The following is a 21,290-nucleotide window of genomic DNA, read 5'->3' on the forward strand; positions in this document are numbered from 1 at the left end:
TGTCCGGTGGTATCAGGGGGTCTGCAATCAGGCGATGCTGACCAGCGTGTCGAAGATCGTGCTGGCCGCCTGGATGACCTTGGCATTGGCCTGGTACAACTGCTGGAACTTCAGCAGGTTCACGGTTTCCTCGTCCATGTTCACGCCCGACACCGATTGCTGGGCCGTGTAGATCTGGTTCGTGATGCTGTCCTGCGACGTCGATGCGATATCGGTCGACTTGGCCTTGCTGCCCACGTCGTTGACCAGCTGCGCGTACGCGTCGTTGAAGCTCGACGTGCCGTTGATGGTCTTGGCGGTCTGCAGCTTGGCCAGCTTGAGCATGTTGCCGTTGTCCGACACCGCGCCCGTGTTGTTCGACAGCGTGAACGTATCGCCATTCTGCGGCGTCCCGTTGAAGCTGAACGTCATGCCGCCGATCGTGAAGTCCACGCCGTTGGCCGTGGTCGTCGGGGCCGGCTGCGGTGCCAGCGGCGTGCCGGCTGCGTCCGAGAACACATACGCCGACGTTGCCGAGTTGTACTTCACCGTCAGCGGGCCGGTCAGCAGCGTGAACGGCGACGACACGTTGGACATCGAAGCCTTGACCGTACCGGTGTTCTGCGTGCTGGCATCGGCGCGAGCCGGCGACGATGCCGCGATCTTGGCAGGGTCGGTGATCAGCGAGTTGAAGCCGGCGGCGGCATTGCGCGTGGGCTGGATCTCGAACGAATCGTTGGCGTTCATCGCCACGTTGACGCTGACCGTGAAGCCATCGGCCGTCAGCGACATCGGGAACGTGGCCGAACCGGCCGCCTGGGAACCCACAACCTTGTTGTCCGACTGGCGAATCAGGTTGTAGTTGGTGCCGTCGAACTTCAGCGTGTAGTCGCTGGTGGTCAGGCTGCCGGCGTTGTCGATGGTTGCGGTGGCAATGGCGGCCGAGGTGTTCTTGTCGTTCTTGAACACGGTAGCCGTACCCAGCGCGAATACGTCGCCGCCGATTGCGCCGTTCAGGTCGATACCGAGCTTGTGCTGGGCGTTGACGGTCTGGCCGATGGCCAGCGACAGGCGGCCAATGGCGTTCTGCGCCGTATCGAGGGATTCCGAGCGGAAGCGCAGCAGGCCACCGATCGAACCGCCGGTCAGCGTGCTTTCCTCGGCTTCGATCGAGTTGCCGTTCGGCAGCGTGTAGGCGATGGTGGTACGGCTCGGATCGGCCGACGATGGCACGGCCTTGATGTCGTACGAATCGGAGCCCATCACCAGCGGCTGGCCGTTGCCGACGAACACGTTGTACGTGCCGCCGTCCTGCACCACCACCTTGGCGCCAACCAGTTCGGTCAGCTTGCTCACTGCCTGGTCGCGCTGGTCCAGCAGGTCGTTCGGCGCGTGGCCGCCCGACGCGGCGGTCATGCGCGAGATTTCCTTGTTCAGGCTGGCGATCTGCTTGGTGTAGTCGTTGACTTGCGTCACCGTCGACGTCAGCTGCGTGTTGATGCCGTCCTGCAGTTGCTTGAAGTAGTCGCTCGACGACTTGATCTGGCCCGCCAGCGCCTGCGTGGCGGAGATCATGCCCTGGCGCGTGGCCGGGTCAGCCGGCGTATCGGACACAGCCTGCACGGCCGCGAAGAACTTCTGCATCAACGGTGCCAGGCCGCCCTTCTCGTCGGCCAGCAGGTTGTCGACCTGGCGAATCTGGTCCGCGTACGTCGACAGGTCGAAGCTTGCCGACGTGGCACCGCGCAACTGGCCGGTCAGGAAGCCGTCGTACACGCGCTGCACGGTGATGGTGTTCGAGCCCTGGCCGTAGAAGCCTGCGCCGGTAGCCTGGCCGCCAGCCGACGCGATGATCGTGTTCTGGCGCGTATAGCCAACGGTGGCCGCGTTGCTGAAGTTGTGGCCGACCGTGGTAAGCCCGTTCTGGGCAACGTTCAGGCCCGAAAGACCAATATTAAACAGAGACATGTTCGTCTGACTCCGGATCGAATGGCTGGCCAGCGGCAAACGGCCGACGGCGGTGGATGTGTTGGTTATCGGCGTGAAGGGGGCACGACTTTAGCGCCGCAATGGCCACGAATGCATCCAGATTGTGAGCATGCACTTTCATGAAAAGCCTCATCACAAAGCCGAACAGCGCGACGGTTGGCGGTCGCGCGTGGGGTGAAATCTGTAGGGTGTTCTCCCCTCTCCCGCGACGCGGCAGAGGGGAGAACACCAAATCAAACGGCAAAAACTATGCCGACACCTTCTTCATGATCCGTACCAGCTTCTCGCCATACGCCGGATCCGTGGCATACCCTGCCCGCTGCAGCCCGTGGGCGGCTTCCTCGGCGTTCGAGGCGCTCACCACGCCGGCGTAGCGCGGGTTGTTGGTGATCAGGTTGGCGTAGTCACGGCAGGCTTCGTCATACGAGCCATAGGCCCGGAACTTCGCGCGTACCTTCTGCGGCTGGCCGTCCACGTATTCGGTGGTCAGGATCTCGGTGGTCGGGCCCTTCCAGTTGGCGCCGGCCTTGATGCCGAACACGTTGAAGGACGTCGTGCCATCGGGATTGCGGATCTCGCGGCGACCCCAGCCCGACTCCAGCGCGGCCTGGCCCACGATCAGCTTGGCAGGCACGCCCGAAGCGCGCGATGCGGCCATGGCGGGTTCGGCCAGGCGGTTGACGAAGTTGCTGATGTGCTCGGGCGAATCGTCCGGCAACTGGCCCAGCTGGTTCTGGCCATTGCCTTGCCAGTCGGCCTGATTCTGGTACTGGCGTACGCCTGCGGTCGGGTTCCATGCGCCGCCCGGCAGCGTCGTGCCCACGGGAGGTGGGCCATCGGCATCGGTAGCACCGCGGCTGTCCAGCATCTGCGCCATCTGCGCGTCACGTGCGCTGGCGCCAGTGATGCCACCGGCCGCGTTCATGCCGGCCGGCAGTTGCGTGCCCGTGGCGCGCGCCAGCTGGCGGATCATCACATCGGCCAGGCCGATGCCGCGCGACGACAGCTGCTGCGACATCTGCTGGTCCATCATCGACATGTAGAGCTTGGTCTGCTCGTTGTCGAAGAGTCCGTCCGATGGCGTGGCGTCGCGCATGCTCTTGAGCACCATCTGCGTGAACACCGCCTCGAACTGCTTGGCGGCTGCCTGCAGCGTCGTGGAGTTGTTGCCCGCGCGGGCCTGGTTCTTCAGCGCTTCGAACCCCTGGGTGTCCAGGGCGAAACGCTGCGATACATCGGCCTGCGCGCCAAGCGTGGTACCCGCCGCCATCAGATGATCTCCAGTTCGGCGCGCAGCGCGCCAGCGGCACGCATGGCTTCCAGGATGGTCTGCAGGTCGGCCGGCGTGGCGCCGAGCGCGTTCAGGCCTTTGACCACGGCGGCCAGCGATGCGCCTGCCTTCACGATCTGCAGTGATCCACCGTCGCGCTTCAGGTCGATCTGCGACACCGGCGCCACCACGGTCTGGCCCTGGCTGAACGGCGCCGGCTGGCTGATCACCGGCTGGGTGTTGATCACCACCGACAGGTTGCCGTGCGCAATCGCGCAGTCTTCCACGGTCACGGTCTGGTTCATCACGATCGACCCGGTACGGGCGTTCAGGATGACCTTGGCAGCGGCCTTGGCCGGCGTGACGTCGATGTTCTCCACGCGGGCCATGAAGCCCACGCGAGCCGTCGGCGTCTGCGGCGTGCGTACCTGCACCACGCGGCCGTCCATGGCGGCGGCAGTGCCCGGGCCAAGATTGCGGTTGATCGCTTCGACCACGCGCTCGGCGGTGCCGAAATCGGTGTCCTTCAGCTCCAGGTTCATGTAGCCGCCTTCGGGCTGGAACGACGGCACCGCGCGCTCGACGATGGCGCCGTTGGCGATGCGGCCCACGGCGAGCTGGTTGATCTGGACCTTGCTGCCGTTGGCCGACGCACCCGCGCCGCCCACCAGCATGTTGCCCTGCGCGATGGCGTACACCTGGCCGTCGGCGCCCTTGAGCGGCGTCATCAGCAGCGTGCCGCCGCGCAGGCTCTTGGCGTTACCCATCGACGAGACCACCACGTCCATCTGGCTGCCCGGCTGGGCGTAGGCCGGCAGCGAGGCGGTCACCATCACGGCGGCCACGTTCTTGAGCTGCATGTTCTTGCCGGCCGGCAGCGTGATTCCAAGCTGCGACAGCATGTTGCTCAAGCTCTGCGTGGTGAACGGCGTCTGCATGGTCTGGTCGCCGGTGTTGTCCAGGCCGACGACCAGGCCGTAGCCCACCAGCGGGTTGTCGCGCACGCCCTGGAACGTGGCCAGGTTCTTCAGGCGTTCCGCATGCGCGGCGCCCGCGCCCAGGCCCAGTACGAGCAGGAGCAGCAGGCAGGCAAAAGATACCGCGCGACCTGAGCGGGAAATGCGGCCGGGCGGGGTGCCAAAAAACGAGCCTGGCTTTTGGAAAGGCATCGGAGGCAGAAACATGGCGGGATCAGAACGGTAAGACATTGAGGAAGAAGCGCTGCAGCCAGCCCATGTTCTGCGCCTCGTCGATATACCCCTTTGCGGTGTATTCGATGCGCGCATCCGCCACCTGGGTGGACGGCACTGCGTTGTCGCCGGTAATCGTGCGCGGATTGACCACGCCAGAGAAGCGAATGAACTCCGCGCCCTGGTTGATGGCCATCTGCTTTTCGCCGGACACCACCAGGTTGCCGTTCGGCAGCACCTCCAGCACCGTGACGGTGATGGTGCCGTTGAAGGTGTTGGCAGCGGTGGCGCCGCCGCCGGCCTTCAACGAATTGGTGCCGTTCACGTCGGCGTTCTGGCTGGTGCCGAACAATCCGGCCAGCGCACGCGGCACCGCATTGAACGCCAGCGTGGTGCTGCCGGTGCGGTTGGCGTTGGTGGCGGAGTTCTTGCTCGCGTTGACGTTCTCACTGATCACGATGGTGAGAATGTCGCCAACGTTACGCGGCCGCCGATCCTCGAACAGCGGATTACCCGCGTACGAGGATGCGTAGATCGAGCCCGTTGCAGGGCCCATCGCGCGCGGCTCGGCGCGTGCGGTGGTGGGCATCTGCACCAGCGGCTCCTTGGGCATCATGGCGCAGCCGCCGCTTGCCAGCGCGGCCAGGCCGACGATGACACGAACGACGATTGCACCGATGCGATACTGCGTGGCGGCCATGATCATTCCCGTCCTTAACCCATCTGGCTCAGGCGCTGCAGCATCTGGTCGGACGTCTGCACCGCCTTGCTGTTGATTTCGTAAGCGCGCTGGGTCTGGATCATGCTGACCAGTTCTTCCACCACGTTCACGTTCGACGCTTCGACGTAGTTGTTCTGCAGCGTGCCGGCGCCGTTCAGGCCAGGCACCGAGGTGTTCGGCGCGCCCGAGGCATCGGTCTGCACGTACAGGTTCTCGCCCAGGCTTTCCAGGCCGGCCGGGTTCGGGAACGTGGCGAGCTGGATCTGGCCGACGGTGGCGGCGTTGGTCGAGCCCGGCTGCATCACGGTCACCGTGCCGTCGCGTGCCACGTTCACCGACGTGTAGTTGGCCGGCAGCGTGATGGCCGGGTTCAGCACGAAGCCGCTCGACGTCACGAGCTGGCCGTTCGGATCCACCTGGAACGAGCCGTCACGCGTGTACGAGGTGGTGCCGTCGGGCATCGTCACCTGGAAGAAGCCCTGGCCGATGATGGCCACGTCGCGCGAGTTGCCCGTCTGCGTCGGGTTGCCTTGCGTATGGATGCGTTCCGTGGCCACGGGGCGCACGCCGGTACCCAGCTGCATGCCCGACGGCAGCACGGTCTGGTCCGACGACAGCGCGCCAGGCTGGCGGATCGTCTGGTACATCAGTTCCTCGAACACCGCGCGGCTGCGCTTGAAGCCCGTGGTCGACACGTTGGCCAGGTTGTTCGAGATCACGTCCATCTGCGTCTGCTGCGCATCGAGGCCGGTCTTGGCGATCCAGAGAGAGCGAATCATGGAGTTGTCCTGGTTCGAAAATTCGTTGTGCGTGCGATCGATACCGCGCGCGTCAGTTGTTCGACAGCAGCGCGTTGGCGCGCTGGTCATTGGTATCGGCGCCCGAGATCATCTTCATCTGCATCTCGAAGCGGCGCGCGTTGGCGATCATGTCCACCATGGCCTCGACCGGGTTGACGTTACTGCCTTCGAGCGCGCCGGAGATCACGCGCACATTGGGGTCCTGCTGCAGCGCGTCCACGCCGGGACGCAGCCGGAAGTAGCCGTCGTCGCCACGTGCCAGCCCTTCGGGCGGCGGCGTGACCACGCGCAGCTTGCCAACCTGCGCCAGCCCGTTGGCGGCTTCGCCCGGACCACGCACCACGACGCTGCCGTCCGTGCCGATCGACACGGACGAGCCCGGCGGGATGGCCACGGGGCCACCGTCGCCCAGCACCGGACGTCCGTTCGACGTCTGGAGCTGGCCGTCGGCCGACACCTGCAGCGAACCCGCGCGGGTGTAGGCCTCGGAGCCGTCGGGCATCTGCACCGCCAGCCAGCCGTTGCCCTGCAGGGCCACGTCGAGATCGCGGCCGGTGTAGGTCAGCGGACCGGCCTTCATGTCGGCGCCGGGCGTGGACGCGAGCGTGTAGGCACGCGTCTGCGTTTCCTGGCCCTGCACCGGCACTGCGCGGTACAGGTTCACCTGCGCCTTGAAGGCCGGCGTGGAGGCGTTGGCCAGGTTGTTCGATACCGCGGCCTGCTGGTCGAGTATCTGTTTGGCGCCCGACAGGGCGGTGTAGATCATGCGGTCCATGGCGAATGCTCAGGGCTTGGCGCGTCGATCAGATGTTCACCAGGGTCTGCAGGACGGTGTCCTGCGCCTTGATGGTCTGGGCGTTGGCCTGGTAGTTGCGCTGTGCCACGATCAGGTTCACCAGCTGGCCGGACAGGTCGACGTTCGACTCTTCCACGGCATTCGACTTCAGCTTGCCCATCGCGCCGCCGGCCGTGCCCAGCAGTTCCTGGCCCGACGCACCGGTGGCGGACCACACGTTGTCGCCTTCGGGCTTCAGGCCTTCGACGTTGCCGAACGAAGCCATCGCGATCTGGCCCAGCGACATCGTCTTCTCGTTCGAGTACGAGCCCGTGATCGTGCCGTCTTCGTTCACCGAGAAGCCGGTCAGCGCGCCCGACGTGTAGCCGTTCTGCACGATGCTCTTCGGGTCGTTGTCGGCGCCGAACTGCGTGGAGCCCGTCAGGTTCAGCTGGGCCGTCATCGGCAGCGCGCCGTTCTGGGCCGGCAGCGTGATATTCGGCATGGTGGCGTTGGTCGGCGCAGCCAGCTTGCCGCTGGAGTCGAACGACAGCGTGACCGTCTGCAGCACGGTGCCGTTGGGGTCGGTGACGTTCATCGTCCAGTCGTTACCGCCGAATGCATTGGTCGGTGCCGGTGCAACGGGCGGGCCCGCCACCACCGACTTGCCGAAGTACGCGGTCAGCTGCTGCTTGTTGCCCAGCGAGTCGTACGCGGTCATCGACGTGCTGTAGCTGAACATCGTCGAATCGGGCTTAACGGTGGCGGTGCTGTTGAACACGCTGGTCGGCACGGCGCTGCGCGAGTCGAGCTGGAACTGGGCCGCGATGTTCGTGGTGGCTTGGGGCGGCATCTGCGCGTTGCTGATCACGATCGGCTGCGGTGCCACGCCGCCGGCGGTGGAGCCCGCCGGGTAGCCGGTGACCTGCAGGCCGGTGGCGTTCACCAGGCGGCCGTCGTCCAGGCGGTTGAGCTGGCCGTTACGCGAGTAGAACACCTGGCCGTCCGGGTTGGTCAGGCGGAAGAAGCCATTGCCGTTGCTGATGGCCACGTCGAGATTGCGGCCCGACGTCGAGACGTTGCCGTTGGTGAAAGACTGCACCACCGCGTTCACGCGCGTGCCCAGGCCGATCTTCGAGCCTGCGTACACGTCCGCGAACTGCGCGGTCGATTGCTTGAACCCAACGGTGTTCGCGTTGGCGATGTTGTTACCGATCACGTCCAGGTTGGACGCCGCGGCATTGAGGCCGCTTACCCCTTGACCAAAACCCATGATGTTTCCCCTAAGTAGGCTGTCGTTCGTGAAATGCCCGCGCGTATGCCCGGACCGGGTGTTTCGTTATCTGTCTGTCGATCAGGAAATACGGCGCACGTCGTCGACGTTGGCCTTCTTGCCGTCGCCCAGCTCCACCAGCACGCCCGTGCTGTCGCCGCTGATGGCCTGCACCTTGCCGTAGACCAGCGCGATCGGCGCGACGTCCTTGCCGTCGGCGGTGGCGGTGACCTTGAAGGTGTAGTCGCCGTTGTCCACCAGGTTGCCCTGGTCGTTCTTGCCGTCCCATGCCACGTCGTGCACGCCGGCTGTCTGGCCCTTCATGTCGATGTTGCGCACCACGTTGCCGTTCTTGTCCAGCACCTGCACGGTCACGCTGTCGGCCGTCGACGGGATGTCCACGCCGATCTTGCCTGCCACGCCGTCGGTCACGCTCACGTCGGAGCCCGGCACCATCACGGTCTTGCCGATCAGGGCGGCGGAGTCCATGGCGCGGCTGGCGGCGGTCTGCGTCAGCAGCTGCGTCATGGTTTCGTTCATGGTCTGCAGGCCGCTCACGGTGCTGATCTGCGCCAGTTGCGAGGTCAGCTGCGCGTTGTCCATCGGGTTGAGCGGGTCCTGGTTGTTCATCTGCGTGACCAGCATCGTCAGGAAGTTGCTCTGCAGGTCTGCCGCGCTGGCGCTGCCGCTTTGCAGGGCCTGGTTCACGGCGGCGTTGGAGGTGCTGCTGCCTACGTTCGAAGTTGCCATGGTGTTCGGTATGTCCGGGAAGAAGGGTTCGTCGGTATGGGTTGCCGTTACTGACCGATGGTCAGCGTCTTGAGCATCATGCTTTTGGCGGTGTTCAGCACCTCCACGTTGGCCTGGTACGAACGCGACGCCGAGATCATGTTGACCATCTCTTCCACCGGGTTCACGTTGGGCATCGTCACGTAGCCGTTGGCGTCTGCCAGCGGATGCGTGGGGTTGTGGATCATGCGTGCGGGCGCGGTGTCTTCCATCACGCCGGCCACCTGCACGCCGCCCACGTCGGTCTGGCCCGGTGTGGGGGCCATCTCGAAGATCACCTGCTTGGCGCGATACGGCTGGCCGTTCGGCGCCACGGCGCTGTCGGCATTGGCCAGGTTCGACGCGGTCACGTTCATGCGTTGCGACTGCGCGGCCATGGCCGAGCCGGCCACGTCGAAAATGTTCATGGAGCCCATGGCTTGTCCCTTGTGTCAGCGATCAGTTCTGGATCGCGGACAGCATCGTCCGGATCTTGCTGGTCATCACGGTCAAACCCGCTTCGTAGTGCACCGTGTTGTCGGCGAATGCCACGCGCTCGGTGTCCATTTCCACGGTGTTGCCGTCGATGCTCGACTGCAGCGGAATGCGGTATTGCAGGTCGCGGTCGCTCGTGCTCATGGCAGGCGCCTGCGCGGGCAGGTGACGCGAGGACGTGGTGGACAGCGAGACGCCGTCGCGCTGCTGGTTGCCGCGCTCCACCGACTGCGACAGCGTGCTGGCGAAGTCGAAGTCGCGGGCCTTGTAGCCCGGCGTATCAGCGTGGGCGATGTTCGAGGCAATCACCGATTGCCGCTGGGTCCGCAGGCCCAGTGCTTCCTGCTGGAAGCGAAATGCCGCATCGAGTCTGTCCATCGTGTCTGCCTTTCCTGCTATGGCTTCATTTCGGGGAGAGAGCTGCCGTAGACCTGGGTATACGTTCCATATACCGCCCGGCCGGGCTTCTTCAGGGTTGCCATCTTAGGGGCCGGGTTGTCACGCCAATCGCGCGAATAAGCACGAGAAACCCTTGCATTTCCGGTTCGGTTTCTCGCGCGACGCTGCCTACAATGGCTTCCACTGACTGGCCCGGGCGACCCGCTTTCCGGCGTGCCCAGGCAGGCCCCACAAGGCTTGCAGGTCAGCGTGCGGCATGGCTTTCGTTCACGGGGAGCGCACGGTCCGCACGGTGTGCAGATGTCCAACTGTTGTGCGACGGCAGCGTGCGCCGACCGGGTATACGGGTATACAGAAACAACACCCGCCCGCGAGGTACGCGCCGCCGTCTCGTCCTTGCTGGGATGACCCTATGAATTTCCATCGCCAGGCCGCCGCGCTGATGGCGCTGGCCAGCATTGCGCTGGCTGGCCCCGCCGCGGCCGCCGCACAGGTCTCGCCGGTGACGCCCCCGGGCGCCAACCAGGCCCAGGCCCAGAATCCATTTGCCAACGATGACCCCGCACGCGTGGCCGTCGAACAATTCCTGCTGCGCCAGTCCAACGGGCTGCCGGGCAAGGTCAGCGTGCAGGTGGTGCCGCCGTCGGGCGGCCGCGCGCCCGAATGTCTGAATCCCGAACCGTTCCTGCCCACCGGCGCGGCGCCGTATGGCCGCGTGAACGTGGGGCTGCGCTGTGGCGGCGACCGTCCCTGGACGCGCTACATGCAGGCCCGCGTATCGGTGCTGACCGACTACTACGTGGCCGCCCGCGCCATGTCGCCCGGCGAAACCATCACCGCGGCCGACCTGGAAATGCGCCAGGGCGACCTGGGGTCGCTGCCGCGCGCCGTGGTGACGGATCCGTCTCAGGTGGATGGTTCGGTGATAGCCAACCGCATCGCCGCCGGGTCGCCGATGCGCACCGACCTGATCAAGAAGCAGATCGCCGTGAAATCGGGCCAGACCGTCAATGTGACGGTTGAAGGCGACTCGTTCCAGTTGAGCAGCGAAGGCAAGGTGCTGACCGACGCCGCCACGGGCAATTCCGTGCAGGTGCGGCTGCGCAACGGGCAGGTGGTCAGCGGCATCGTGCGCAGTGGCGACACGGTAGCGCTGCAGTAAGCCCGCAAGCACCTGATAAGTCACTTTTTTTCGTTGTTTTGCAGTATCCGGAAGTTAGTCATCACACGGGCTGGGATCCCCGGAACAGCAGCAGGCAGGCAGCCGTACCCACCGGCACAGGCGGACCGTGCGAGAATGCGGGCCACTTGTGCCGGAATCGACCGGAAAACCATGTGAAACGCCTAAAGTTTCCCGTGGCCTGGTCGATAAACCAGACGAACCCAGCAAGGATTTCACCGTGAAGATCAACAACTCCACTCCGTCCCGGCCCGCCGACACTGCGGCTACCGAAGGCAACGCCCGTGCGGGCGCCAACGGTGCCTCGTCGATGGATCCTTCCGCCCTGACCGGTGTGCGCGTCAGCCCGTTGGCCGCGCAGGTTCGCGACATCCAGTCGCGCCTGCTGCAGGACAGCGACAGCGATATCGACGCCGCCAAGGTGGCAGAAGTCCGTCAGGCCATTGCGGAAGGCCGGATCAAGATCGATCCAAGCAAGATCGCCGATGGCCTGCTCGCGTCACTGCACGAGCTGAGCCAGGGCGGAAGCCAATCCTGAACCTGAAATGAGCCAAGCAGCCCTGATCCAGTCCCTTTCGGTTGAAGCCAGCGCCATTGCCGCCTTTGGACGCGCCCTTGCTGAGGAGCGCGAAGCCATCAAGCGGCAGGATTTCCAGGCGCTGAGCGACCTGCTCAACAAGAAGATGGAACTGGCCCAGGCGCTGACCCGCGCCTCGGCGACGCGCGAGGCGCAGATGATTGCGCTGGGCCTGCGTGTGGGCGACGGCGGCCTGCTGGTGGGCCGCCAGGTGGAACCGAACGTGGCCGAAGCATGGCGCAAGGTGGTGTTCTTTGCCCACAAGGCCAAGGACGCCAACACGCTCAACGGCGAGATCGTCAACGCCCACCTGGAATTCACGCAGGAAGCCATCCAGGTACTGCGCCAGGGCGGCATGGTCCCGAACGAGATGTACGGCCGCGACGGCAAGGCCCAGGCGGCCGCCGGCGGCGTCAGCCTGGCCGCTGGCTGAACCGGGCGCGGCAGCCTGCCGCGTCAGAGCCGGCCTACGTCAGGCTCGGCCATTGCCCGATCGCGCGCGACGGGCATCCTCCCTACATTGACATTGAGCCACCCGCCGCACGCGCGGCGGTGTGACGTCCGGTAACCACAACAATGCCCGGAGGTAACGCCATGTCATTCGCGCTCTATGTGATCGGTCTCTTGCTGCTGGTTGGCGGCATCGCGTGGGGCATGTCGGTGGCGGGCCTGGCGCCCGTCTACATCGGCATCGCCTGCGTGATCGTGCTCGGCATCGGCATCATGTCGGCCGTGTCGCGCACCCGCACCAAGGACCCCTCCTGATCGCCACGGGGGCGCGCCACCGTGGCATCGAATCCACCTAGCAATCACATCGCGCCGGGCCTGGCCCGGCAGCCTCTTTCGCCCAATCCGCCAGATGTAAACATTGCGGAACATGGGGCCCGCTCTATACACTCGAAGCGTTCAGATCTCCGCACGGTGATCGCCGCCATGTTCGAGGCACTGCGAAAAACAACCAACGCGCTGTTCGACCCCGACCGACGATTCCGGCAGGCCCGCATCTTCCACGCCACGCGCGTGGCGCTGGCCTTGCTGGTGTCGATAGCGCTGACCACCGGCATCAACATCCCCCACGGCGAATGGGCCACCATTACCGTGCTGGTGGTGATCGGCGGGCTGCAGCATCACGGCAATATCCGACGGCGGGCCGCCGAGCGCGGCGCCGGCACGGTGATTGGCGCGCTGATCGGTCTGTTCCTGATCATCCAGGAGAACTATTTCGGCATCCCGATGCTGACCTGGGGCCTGATGGCCGTGATCTGCGGCTATTGCGCCTACCACGCGGTGGGCAAGGGCGGCTACATCGCGCTGCTGGCCGCGGTGACCGTGGTGATCACGGCGGGCCATGGCGAGCAGAACGTCTATGACGCGCTGTGGCGCACCGTCGACGTGCTGATCGGCACCGCCATCGCGCTGGTGTTCTCGTTTGCCTTCCCGGCCTATGCATCGTATTCCTGGCGCTTCAAGCTGGCCGGCCTGCTGCGCGGCTGTGCGGCGGTGCACGCCAAGATCGAGCGCGGCCAGCGCGACGAGAAGGAACGCCAGCAGGACATGATGAAGCTGTCGAACCTGCTGGTGCAGATGCGCAGCCTGATCCCGTCGGTGGCCAAGGAAACCAATGTGGCCGCCACCGACCTGGAAGAGGTGCAGCACAGCGCCCGCGTCTGCATCAGCGCGCTGGAAATGCTGGCCGCCATCGATCCCGATGCCACGGACGACGACGGCAGCGAGCGCAACATCCGCGACCTGCTGCTGGAAATGGCATCGGCGCTCGAAGCCGCCGACGAAACGATGGTGCACCAGCACGCGTCGCTCCCCTCTCCGCACCCCGACGACCCATCGATCGGCCACAGCTCGCATGCATTCCTGACGCTGCAACTGTCGGCGGAGCTGGCGCACCTGCGCGACCACCTGTCCCAAATGGCGGCGAAGACGAAGTTTCCGTACGGGGTGCGGTGAGGGGTTGATGCCGGTATCCCCGGTTTTTGCTCCCCTCTCCCGCACGGCGGGAGAGGGGCGGGGGGTGAGGGCCGGGAGTCTCTGCTTGCCGACAGGTCGCAATTTGAACCGCCGCACCCTCACCCCCAACCCCTCTCCCACGATGTGGGAGAGGGGAGCAAAACTTGGAAGAGACGAGGGACAGAACCTCCATGCAATTCCTCGATGCCCGCATCCGGCTGGTGCTTCGACATCCGGGCCGGTTCCTGCTCGATGCGCTGAGCCACTTCCGCGCCAACCAGGGCCTGTTGCTGGCCGGCGCGGTGGCCTATTACGCGCTGCTGTCGATCGTGCCGTTGCTGATCCTGATGCTGATCGGGTTGTCGCAGGTGGTCGACCCCATCGAACTGCTCGAAACCCTTGAGCGTTACCTGGAATGGCTGCTGCCGGGGCAGGCCCACGGACTGGTCACCGAACTGGCGCGCTTTCTGAATAATCGCGGCGTGATCGGCTGGGTGCTGGCCATCACGATGATCTTCTTCAGTTCGCTAGCGTTCACGGTGCTGGAAAACGCGATGTCGGTGATCTTCGTCCACCGCGTGGCCATCCGCCGGCGGCACTTCCTAGTGTCCGCAATCCTGCCCTACTGCTACATCCTGGTCCTGAGCGTGGGGCTGCTGGTGGTGACTGTGGTGGCGGGCGGCCTGCAGACCATCGCCGCCCGGTACCTGGAAGTGCTGGGACACGACTGGTCGCTCGACCGGCTGTCGGGCTGGCTGCTATACCTGTTGGGGTTCCTGGGGGAAATCCTGCTGCTGACGTCGATCTACCTGGTCATGCCGGTTGGCCGGCTGTCGGTGCGGCACGCGTTGATCGGCGCCATGTTCGCCGCCGTGCTCTGGGAGATCTCGCGCCACCTGCTGGTCTGGTACTTCTCGACGCTCTCCCAGGTAGGCCGGGTCTACGGGTCATTGACCACGGCCATCATCGTGCTGCTGAGCCTGGAGATCGGCGCCACGCTGCTGCTGTTCGGCGCGCAGATTATTGCGGATTTCGAGCGCGGCGGAGAAGCGCCCCGCTCCGCCACAGGCGAACGGGCCTTCCATACCTGAGCTGGCGCCGCGAGGAAACCAAAAAAGATATGTAATAGGCACATGACATCGGCGTGACTACGCCAACCGTTTCCGAACTCTTCTATAAGACATAAGAATCGAGAATTTTGCAGGATCCCGAATCCGGCCTAAATTAGTGATCTTGAGCGCTATTGCCTGACGAAGCCCGAAAGATGCAGTCAGCGGCGCTGGATGCTGCTGCATACAGCGCACAAATTTCACATGAAGGATCACACCTCCGCCATGCAAAATCAGGCAAAATTCGAAGCTTGCCTCGAACCGCGACCCGGGCGGGGCATTTCCTAACCCGAATTTGATGCGAGATAAGCGATGAGCAACCAGCAGCCCACCATCATCTACACCCTAACCGACGAAGCTCCGCTGCTGGCCACCAGTGCCTTCCTGCCCATCATTCGCACGTTCACCGGCCCGGCCGGCGTGAACGTGGAAACCAGCGACATCTCGGTGGCTGGCCGTATCCTGGGCGAATTCCCCGAATTCCTGACCGAAGAACAGCGCGTGCCGGACAACCTGGCCGAGCTGGGCAAGCTGACGCAGAACCCGGACACCAACATCATCAAGCTGCCGAACATCAGCGCGTCGGTGTTCCAGCTGGTCAGCGCCATCAAGGAACTGCAGTCGAAGGGCTACCGGATTCCCGACTACCCGGAAGATCCGAAGAACGACGAGGAAAAGGCCATCCAGAAGCGTTACTCGAAGTGCCTGGGCAGCGCCGTGAACCCGGTCCTGCGCGAAGGCAATTCGGACCGCCGCGCGCCGGCCGCCGTCAAGAACTACGCTCGCAAGCACCCGCACAGCATGGGTGACTGGAGCATGGCCTCGCGCACGCACGTGGCCCACATGAAGCACGGCGACTTCTACCACGGCGAAAAGTCGATCACGCTGCAAGGCGCCCGCGAAGTGCGCATGGAACTGGTGACCAAGAGCGGCAAGACCGTGGTGCTGAAGCCGAAGGTCGCGCTGCAGGACGGCGAGATCATCGACAGCATGTTCATGAGCAAGAAGGCCCTGCTGGACTTCTATGAAGACCAGATGGAAGACGCGCGCAAGACCGGCGTCATGCTGAGCCTGCACGTCAAGGCCACGATGATGAAGGTGTCGCACCCGATCGTGTTCGGCCACGCCGTCAAGGTCTTCTACAAGGACGCCTTTGCCAAGCACGCAAAGCTGTTCGACGAACTGGGCGTGAACGTCAACAACGGCCTGGTGGACCTGTACACCAAGATCGAGACGCTGCCCGAGTCGAAGAAGGAAGAAGTCATCCGCGACATGCACGCCTGCCACGAACATCGCCCGGAACTGGCGATGGTGGATTCGGCCAAGGGCATCTCGAACCTGCACGCGCCGAACGACGTGATCGTCGACGCCTCGATGCCGGCCATGATCCGCATCGGCGGCAAGATGTGGGGTGCCGATGGCCGCACCAAGGACACCAAGTGCCTGATTCCGGAATCGACGTTCGCCCGCATCTATCAGGAAATCATCAACTTCTGCAAGACCAACGGCGCGTTTGACCCGGTGACGATGGGCACGGTGCCGAACGTGGGCCTGATGGCGCAGAAGGCCGAAGAATACGGTTCGCACGACAAGACCTTCGAGATTCCCGAAGACGGCGAAGCCCGCATCGTCGATAACGCCACCGGCGAAGTGCTGGCGGCGCTGACGCAGCAGGTGGAGCAAGGCGACATCTGGCGCATGTGCCAGGTCAAGGACGCACCGATCCGCGACTGGGTGAAGCTGGCCGTCACGCGCGCCCGCAACTCGGGCATGCCGGCCGTGTTCTGGCTGGACCCGTACCGTCCGCACGAAGCCGAGCTGATCAAGAAGGTGGAAACGTACCTGCAGGACTACGACACCAAGGGTCTCGAAATCCAGATCATGTCGCAGGTTCGCGCCATGCGTTACACGCTGGAGCGCGTGATCCGCGGCCTGGACACCATCTCGGTGACCGGCAACATCCTGCGCGACTACCTGACCGACCTGTTCCCGATCATGGAACTGGGCACCAGCGCCAAGATGCTGTCGATCGTGCCGCTGATGGCCGGTGGCGGCATGTACGAAACGGGCGCCGGCGGTTCGGCACCGAAGCACGTGCAGCAGCTGGTTGAAGAAAACCACCTGCGCTGGGATTCGCTGGGCGAGTTCCTGGCCCTGGCCGTGTCGCTGGAAGAGCTGGGCATCAAGTCCGGCAACGCCCGCGCCAAGATCCTGGCCAAGACGCTCGACGCCGCGACCGGCAAGCTGCTGGACAACGCCAAGAGCCCGTCGCCGAAGACCGGCCAGCTCGACAACCGTGGCAGCCAGTTCTACCTGGCCATGTACTGGGCCCAGGAACTGGCCGCGCAAAGCAGCGACGCCGAACTGGCAAAGGTCTTCACGCCGCTGGCCAAGACGCTGACGGAAAACGAGAAGACCATCATCGGCGAACTGTCGGACGTGCAAGGCAAGCCGGTGGACATCGGCGGTTACTACCAGCCGGACACCGCCAAGCTGGAAGCCGTGATGCGCCCGAGCAAGACGCTGAACGCGGCACTGGACTCGGTGAAGGCCTGATAGCACCCTGCCCCATGCCTGAAGCGAACTGCATGCGGTCCGCCTCAGGCAAAGGCACCATGAAAAACGCCCCGGGGCATCGCTGCCCCGGGGCGTTTTTATTTTCTACCGGACGTTTCAGCCGCTGAACGTCATCGTCATGCCGGCCGGTCCGATCGCCCGGATATCGAGCTCCGACGCCGATCCGTCCCACCACACGCTGCGTGGCGTCGTGGCAATGCCAAAGCCGTCGTTCCCACCCTGGAAGAACAGGTCCGTGGCATCGCCCAGGTTGGCAGGATTGTTTTCCAGATCATGCCGTCCGTCCGCCTGTATCAGTGCGCACTCGTAATGCTTCACCGCCGTCATCTGCTCGTTCGAATTGTCCCCAAGCTCATCGATATGCCAGATGGCCAGTCCCGACCCGGGTAGCCCGGCATCGCGCCCGCTCTGATGCCGGTTCTCGACGATGTAGTACTCGGTCGACCCATTGCGCAGGAAGAAGAATTCGTTGGTACCGGCGGCGGCCACCAGCGGCTGCCCTGGCTCGATCCTTTGCATCGACCTCGCCCAGCCGGCCTTGAACTTCAGATACGCACCCACATGCGCGGGGTTCTTCTCGGTGGCATACATGCCCATGCACATCAGGCAGAAGTGCCCCACCCCGGCGGATTCGTTGCCATAATCATAGAGGTCGGGGAAGTCGCAGACCATGTGGCCGTTCTCGTGGCAGAACGTACCCAGCGTCAGGCCTTCGCCCATGTGCGTGATCTGGTAGTCGTTGGCCATGCGGTCGGGCGCCAGCTGGACAGGCGTCTGCAGGAAATGGGAATGCGGCCAGAGACCCTTGCACCAGCTATTGACCAGCCCGCCCGCGTAAAACACATTCACGGCCCGCACGAACTGCTGCCCATCCACGGTAAGCGCCGAGAAGTCGAAGCCGTTGGCCTGGTGGAACTCCAGCGCTTCCTTGATCAACTCGCGCGTCCGCTCCGGAAACGGTATCTCTTCCTTGGTGTAGTAGTCCTTGGGATGCCTGGCGGTGTAATACGGGGCCACGATATTGCGGTAGCGCAGCTTGCCGCCCGATATCTCGCTAAAGTAATCGAAGACCGACCCGTTGTTGCCAAACCCGCTATAGCCCACCTGATTGCAGAAGCGATCCACCTCCTCGACCGCAATCGTTGCGGGCTCATCGGGGAACTGGATCAACAAGCACAGCCCAAGGTAATCGCCGACGCTCTCCTGCTTGGGTGGCGCAAGCATCGGCTGGTTGCCCGACGCAATGAATCGCTCGCGCTGCAGCCGAACCGAACGCCGCCGCTGCTGCCAACGGGCGTTGCCCGGCGTCAGCCCGGGCGCCTCGATGGCCTTGGCTCTTGCAGCCGCCATCGAAATCCGCACACCGCGCCCGATACCAAGCTTTGTGGGGTCCACGATGCGCGGCCGGCCGCCGGTGGGCACCAGCTCGTCACCATCCTTCGTCACATCGGCATATTGAAAGAACCCCGTGACGGGGTCCCTGACCAGCGTGTACCCGTTCAGCGCCTCGAACACCGCGTAGTGCTGGTCACCCCATCCACGGACAAACAGCTCGCTACCGTCCGGCTGACGAAATGTGAATGGCTTTCCACTGAATGGCACCGACATGATCGTCTCCCTGCACTGCCACGGCACCCATCCCGCAGGCTGGAGCCGTTGCATTAGCTGAGCATATATCGACTAGATCGGTTTTCTCACTTCTCATACTTCTGGATGAGATGGCCGCCTTCAGCGCTGATCGTGCGAATGCACCTGCAGTGCCTCCAGGAAGCGCGACACCATGTTGTACGCCGCCACTGTGGCCGTCAGTTCGATCAGGTGTCGATGCGAGAAGCGCTGGCGCACGGCGTCGAACACCGATGCTTCCACCTGGATATTGCGCGTCATGGCGTCGGTATAGGCCAGCACCGCGCGTTCCGTGTCGTCGAACAGCTTGCTGTCCTGCCACGTCGCCAGTTCGTCGAGTTGTGCCTGCGTCACGCCTTCGCGCAGCGCGATCGGTGCGTGCTGGTCGGCTTCGTACGGTGCGCCGTTCAGGATGGCCACGCGCATGATCACCAGTTCGCGCAGCGCGCCCGGCAGCGTCGATTTCTGACGGATGGCGGTCAGGTAGGTCAGCCAGCCTTCGGCCACGGGCGGCGCGTGCAGCAGCATCTGGTAGAGATGCAGCACGCCGCCGCGCTCGGCGGTGATGCGGTCCACCAGCGGACGCACTGCCGCGTCGGAAAGGTCGGCATAGGGAATGTTTGCCATCGCGATTCTGTCTCCTGTATTTCTGTAGGCCGGCTTATTCCGAGACGATGATCTTGCGCTTGACCAGTTCGGCCATCACGTCCGAATCCTTCTTAACGCGCGCGGAAAACGCCTCGGGGCTGTTGTTGACGATATCGAATGCATTCTCGGCGAAGCGCTTCGACACCTCGGGATCATGCATGACCTCGCGCGTCGCCGCCAGAAGCTTCTCACGCACGTCCGCCGGCAGGCCCTTCGGTGCCACCAGGCCGATCCAGGTCGGATACTCGAAGCCCGGAATCGTTTCGCTCATGGTCGGCACATCGGGCAGCATGGCCGAGCGCTTGGGCGAACTCACGGCCAGCGCGCGAATCTTGCCGGCCTGGATATGCGGCAGCATCACCGACAGCCCGGCAAACGCATACTGGATATGCCCGCCGAGCAGGTCGGTCAGCAGCGGCGCGGCACCCTTGTACGGAATATGGGTGGTCGAAAGCTGCCGGGCGATGTTGAGTTGCGCACTGTTGACGTGACCGGCCGATGCGGTGCCCGCCGATCCGTACGACGTCTCGGGATGGGTCTTCAGGTAGGCCACCAGTTGATCGAGATTCTTCACCGGCATGTCACTGCGCACCACCAGCACCTGCGGCGTGGTCACCAGCAGGCTCAGGTAGTCGAACGAGGTGAACGTGTCGAAGCGCAGGTTCTTCACTGTGTAGTGGTTCACGGCCTGCGAATCGAGCGCCAGCATCAGCGTGTAGCCATCCGGCTTGGCACGTGCCAGATCGCCGGCGCCCAGCGATCCGCTTGCGCCCGGCTTGTTCTCGATCACCACGGTCTGGCCCAATTGCTTGCCCAGCGCGTTGGAGATGGTGCGCGCAGTCTGGTCGACGGCGCCGCCTGGCGCGAATGGCACGATCAGGCGGATCGGCTGGTTCGGATACGCCTGCTGCGCGGCGGCAGGCGCGCTGCCAAGCAGCGCCGCTGCCAGCGTCACGGCCGTCGCCATCATATGCGCGGCCACGCCGCGCAAACCCCGGGTCATGCGTTTCATTGTTGTCTCCTGTTGTTATCGCCTGGTGTCCGGCGGACTCTGCGGTCCGTCCGTGCAAATCGAATGCGGCGGAAGCCGCTCAGCGCGTCGCAGCGACTAGCCCGCCGTCGACCACGATCTCGGTGCCGGTCACGTAGCGGCTTTCGTCCGCTGCCAGGAACAGCACTGCGTGCGCGGTATCCCATCCGTCGCCCATGCGCTTCATCGGCACCTGGTTGTTGCGATGGGCGATGAAGCCGTCGGTATCGCCCTTGGCGTACTTGGCGGCCAGCCCTTCGATCAGCGGCGTATGCATCAGCCCAGGCACCACGCAGTTCAGCCGGATGTTGTCGGGCGCGTGGATCACGGCCGTGGTGTGCGTGAAATGCAGGAGCCCAGCCTTGGCGGCGGCATAGGCCACCTGCGGCTTGCCCACGTAGCGCAGGCCCGCCACCGATGCCACATTGATCACTGATCCGCCGCCCTGCCGCTGCATGATGGGCAGTACATGCTTGCAGCCCAGGAACGCACTCTTGAGGTTGACCTGCATCTGCGCGTCCCAGACGGCCTCGTCCATGTCGACCGGGCCGCCCGGCTGGGACAGCCCAACGTTGTTCACCAGGATGTCGATCCGGCCATGGCGTGCCATGCACGCCTCCACGGCCTGCTGTACCTGCTCGGATTTGGTGCTGTCGCACGCCACGACGTCGGCCCCGAAGCCTTCTGCCCGGATCAGCTCACGGGTTTCCTCGGCATGCCCGAGATGCAGGTCCGTTCCGAACACGCTGGCACCCTGACGCGCCATCAGTACCGCCGTGGCGCGGCCGTTGCCCCAACCGCTTGCCACCGCGCCGCAGCCCATCACCAGCGCTACCTTGCCATTCAGATCCAGCATCCCGCGTCTCCGTCCTGATTATTGAGTGTGAAATTTGCCGAGCCATTCTAGGCAGGCTACATTTAT

21 protein-coding genes are annotated in these 21,290 nt (G+C 64.4%); 7 read left to right on the top strand and 14 right to left on the bottom strand.

The window, feature by feature from the left end; translation table 11 throughout:
* Positions 1–27 precede the first annotated feature (27 nt).
* The 10 genes from flgK to flgB form a co-directional block, all read right to left on the bottom strand.
* Positions 28–1,947, bottom strand: a complete 1,920-nt coding sequence (gene flgK / locus MFF62_RS07985) for a flagellar hook-associated protein FlgK (protein WP_238261904.1) — start codon at positions 1,945–1,947, stop codon at positions 28–30.
* A 268-nt stretch (positions 1,948–2,215) separates the two neighbouring features.
* Positions 2,216–3,238 carry a flagellar assembly peptidoglycan hydrolase FlgJ gene (gene flgJ / locus MFF62_RS07990; protein ID WP_238261907.1) on the bottom strand — a complete coding sequence of 341 codons (1,023 nt, stop codon included), beginning with the start codon at positions 3,236–3,238 and terminating at the stop codon, positions 2,216–2,218.
* Positions 3,238–4,422, bottom strand: coding sequence for a flagellar basal body P-ring protein FlgI (locus MFF62_RS07995; RefSeq protein WP_238261908.1), 1,185 nt, complete (start codon positions 4,420–4,422; stop codon positions 3,238–3,240). The genes flgJ and MFF62_RS07995 overlap by 1 nt, the downstream gene beginning before the upstream one ends.
* Before the next feature lie 7 nt (positions 4,423–4,429).
* Positions 4,430–5,134, bottom strand: coding sequence for a flagellar basal body L-ring protein FlgH (gene flgH, locus MFF62_RS08000; RefSeq protein ID WP_238261911.1), 705 nt, complete (start codon positions 5,132–5,134; stop codon positions 4,430–4,432).
* An 8-nt stretch (positions 5,135–5,142) separates the two neighbouring features.
* On the bottom strand, positions 5,143–5,928 hold the full coding sequence (gene flgG / locus MFF62_RS08005) for a flagellar basal-body rod protein FlgG (RefSeq protein ID WP_238261913.1): 786 nt from the start codon (positions 5,926–5,928) through the stop codon (positions 5,143–5,145).
* A gap of 52 nt (positions 5,929–5,980) precedes the next feature.
* A complete protein-coding gene (gene flgF, locus MFF62_RS08010) occupies positions 5,981–6,724 on the bottom strand; it encodes a flagellar basal-body rod protein FlgF (protein ID WP_238261915.1) in 744 nt (247 codons plus the stop codon).
* 28 nt (positions 6,725–6,752) lie between these two features.
* Entirely contained in the window at positions 6,753–7,997 is a 1,245-nt protein-coding gene (gene flgE / locus MFF62_RS08015; protein ID WP_238261917.1) for a flagellar hook protein FlgE, read from the bottom strand.
* A gap of 81 nt (positions 7,998–8,078) precedes the next feature.
* The gene (locus tag MFF62_RS08020) at positions 8,079–8,747 is read right to left on the bottom strand and encodes a flagellar hook assembly protein FlgD (protein ID WP_238261919.1); all 669 of its coding nucleotides are present in this window, start codon (positions 8,745–8,747) and stop codon (positions 8,079–8,081) included.
* Between the two features lie 47 nt (positions 8,748–8,794).
* On the bottom strand, positions 8,795–9,202 hold the full coding sequence (flgC, locus tag MFF62_RS08025) for a flagellar basal body rod protein FlgC (RefSeq protein ID WP_238261921.1): 408 nt from the start codon (positions 9,200–9,202) through the stop codon (positions 8,795–8,797).
* A 22-nt stretch (positions 9,203–9,224) separates the two neighbouring features.
* A complete protein-coding gene (flgB, locus tag MFF62_RS08030; RefSeq protein WP_238261923.1) occupies positions 9,225–9,638 on the bottom strand; it encodes a flagellar basal body rod protein FlgB in 414 nt (137 codons plus the stop codon).
* A 433-nt stretch (positions 9,639–10,071) separates the two neighbouring features.
* Here flgB and flgA point away from each other — a divergent pair, with 433 nt between their 5' ends.
* From flgA to MFF62_RS08065, 7 genes are all read left to right on the top strand, one after another.
* Positions 10,072–10,821 carry a flagellar basal body P-ring formation chaperone FlgA gene (gene flgA / locus MFF62_RS08035; RefSeq protein WP_238261925.1) on the top strand — a complete coding sequence of 250 codons (750 nt, stop codon included), beginning with the start codon at positions 10,072–10,074 and terminating at the stop codon, positions 10,819–10,821.
* 238 nt (positions 10,822–11,059) lie between these two features.
* On the top strand, positions 11,060–11,377 hold the full coding sequence (gene flgM, locus MFF62_RS08040) for a flagellar biosynthesis anti-sigma factor FlgM (RefSeq protein WP_238261927.1): 318 nt from the start codon (positions 11,060–11,062) through the stop codon (positions 11,375–11,377).
* Positions 11,378–11,384: 7 nt separating this feature from the next.
* A complete protein-coding gene (locus MFF62_RS08045) occupies positions 11,385–11,849 on the top strand; it encodes a flagellar protein FlgN (RefSeq protein ID WP_238261929.1) in 465 nt (154 codons plus the stop codon).
* Positions 11,850–12,010: 161 nt separating this feature from the next.
* Positions 12,011–12,181 (top strand): hypothetical protein, encoded by a 171-nt coding sequence (locus MFF62_RS08050; protein WP_238261930.1) that lies wholly within the window; start codon positions 12,011–12,013, stop codon positions 12,179–12,181.
* Positions 12,182–12,349: 168 nt separating this feature from the next.
* Positions 12,350–13,378: an FUSC family protein gene (locus tag MFF62_RS08055; protein WP_238261932.1), complete on the top strand. Its 1,029-nt coding sequence runs from the start codon at positions 12,350–12,352 to the stop codon at positions 13,376–13,378.
* A gap of 191 nt (positions 13,379–13,569) precedes the next feature.
* Positions 13,570–14,469: a YihY/virulence factor BrkB family protein gene (locus MFF62_RS08060; RefSeq protein WP_238261934.1), complete on the top strand. Its 900-nt coding sequence runs from the start codon at positions 13,570–13,572 to the stop codon at positions 14,467–14,469.
* A 330-nt stretch (positions 14,470–14,799) separates the two neighbouring features.
* Positions 14,800–17,043, top strand: coding sequence for an NADP-dependent isocitrate dehydrogenase (locus MFF62_RS08065; protein ID WP_238261936.1), 2,244 nt, complete (start codon positions 14,800–14,802; stop codon positions 17,041–17,043).
* A gap of 117 nt (positions 17,044–17,160) precedes the next feature.
* On the opposite strand, the gene MFF62_RS08070 is transcribed toward MFF62_RS08065, so the two are convergent.
* The 4 genes from MFF62_RS08070 to MFF62_RS08085 all read right to left on the bottom strand — a co-directional run bounded on the left by MFF62_RS08070 (position 17,161) and on the right by MFF62_RS08085 (position 21,224).
* Entirely contained in the window at positions 17,161–18,672 is a 1,512-nt protein-coding gene (locus MFF62_RS08070; RefSeq protein WP_238261938.1) for a M6 family metalloprotease domain-containing protein, read from the bottom strand.
* A 120-nt stretch (positions 18,673–18,792) separates the two neighbouring features.
* The gene (locus MFF62_RS08075; protein WP_238261939.1) at positions 18,793–19,317 is read right to left on the bottom strand and encodes a carboxymuconolactone decarboxylase family protein; all 525 of its coding nucleotides are present in this window, start codon (positions 19,315–19,317) and stop codon (positions 18,793–18,795) included.
* 34 nt (positions 19,318–19,351) lie between these two features.
* Positions 19,352–20,350, bottom strand: coding sequence for a Bug family tripartite tricarboxylate transporter substrate binding protein (locus tag MFF62_RS08080; RefSeq protein ID WP_238261940.1), 999 nt, complete (start codon positions 20,348–20,350; stop codon positions 19,352–19,354).
* Positions 20,351–20,429: 79 nt separating this feature from the next.
* Positions 20,430–21,224: an SDR family NAD(P)-dependent oxidoreductase gene (locus tag MFF62_RS08085; protein WP_238261942.1), complete on the bottom strand. Its 795-nt coding sequence runs from the start codon at positions 21,222–21,224 to the stop codon at positions 20,430–20,432.
* Positions 21,225–21,290: the final 66 nt, after the last annotated feature.

Origin of the sequence: Cupriavidus pauculus (genome assembly GCF_022179805.1) — a bacterium.
GTDB classification, from domain to species: Bacteria; Pseudomonadota; Gammaproteobacteria; order Burkholderiales; family Burkholderiaceae; genus Cupriavidus; species Cupriavidus pauculus_E.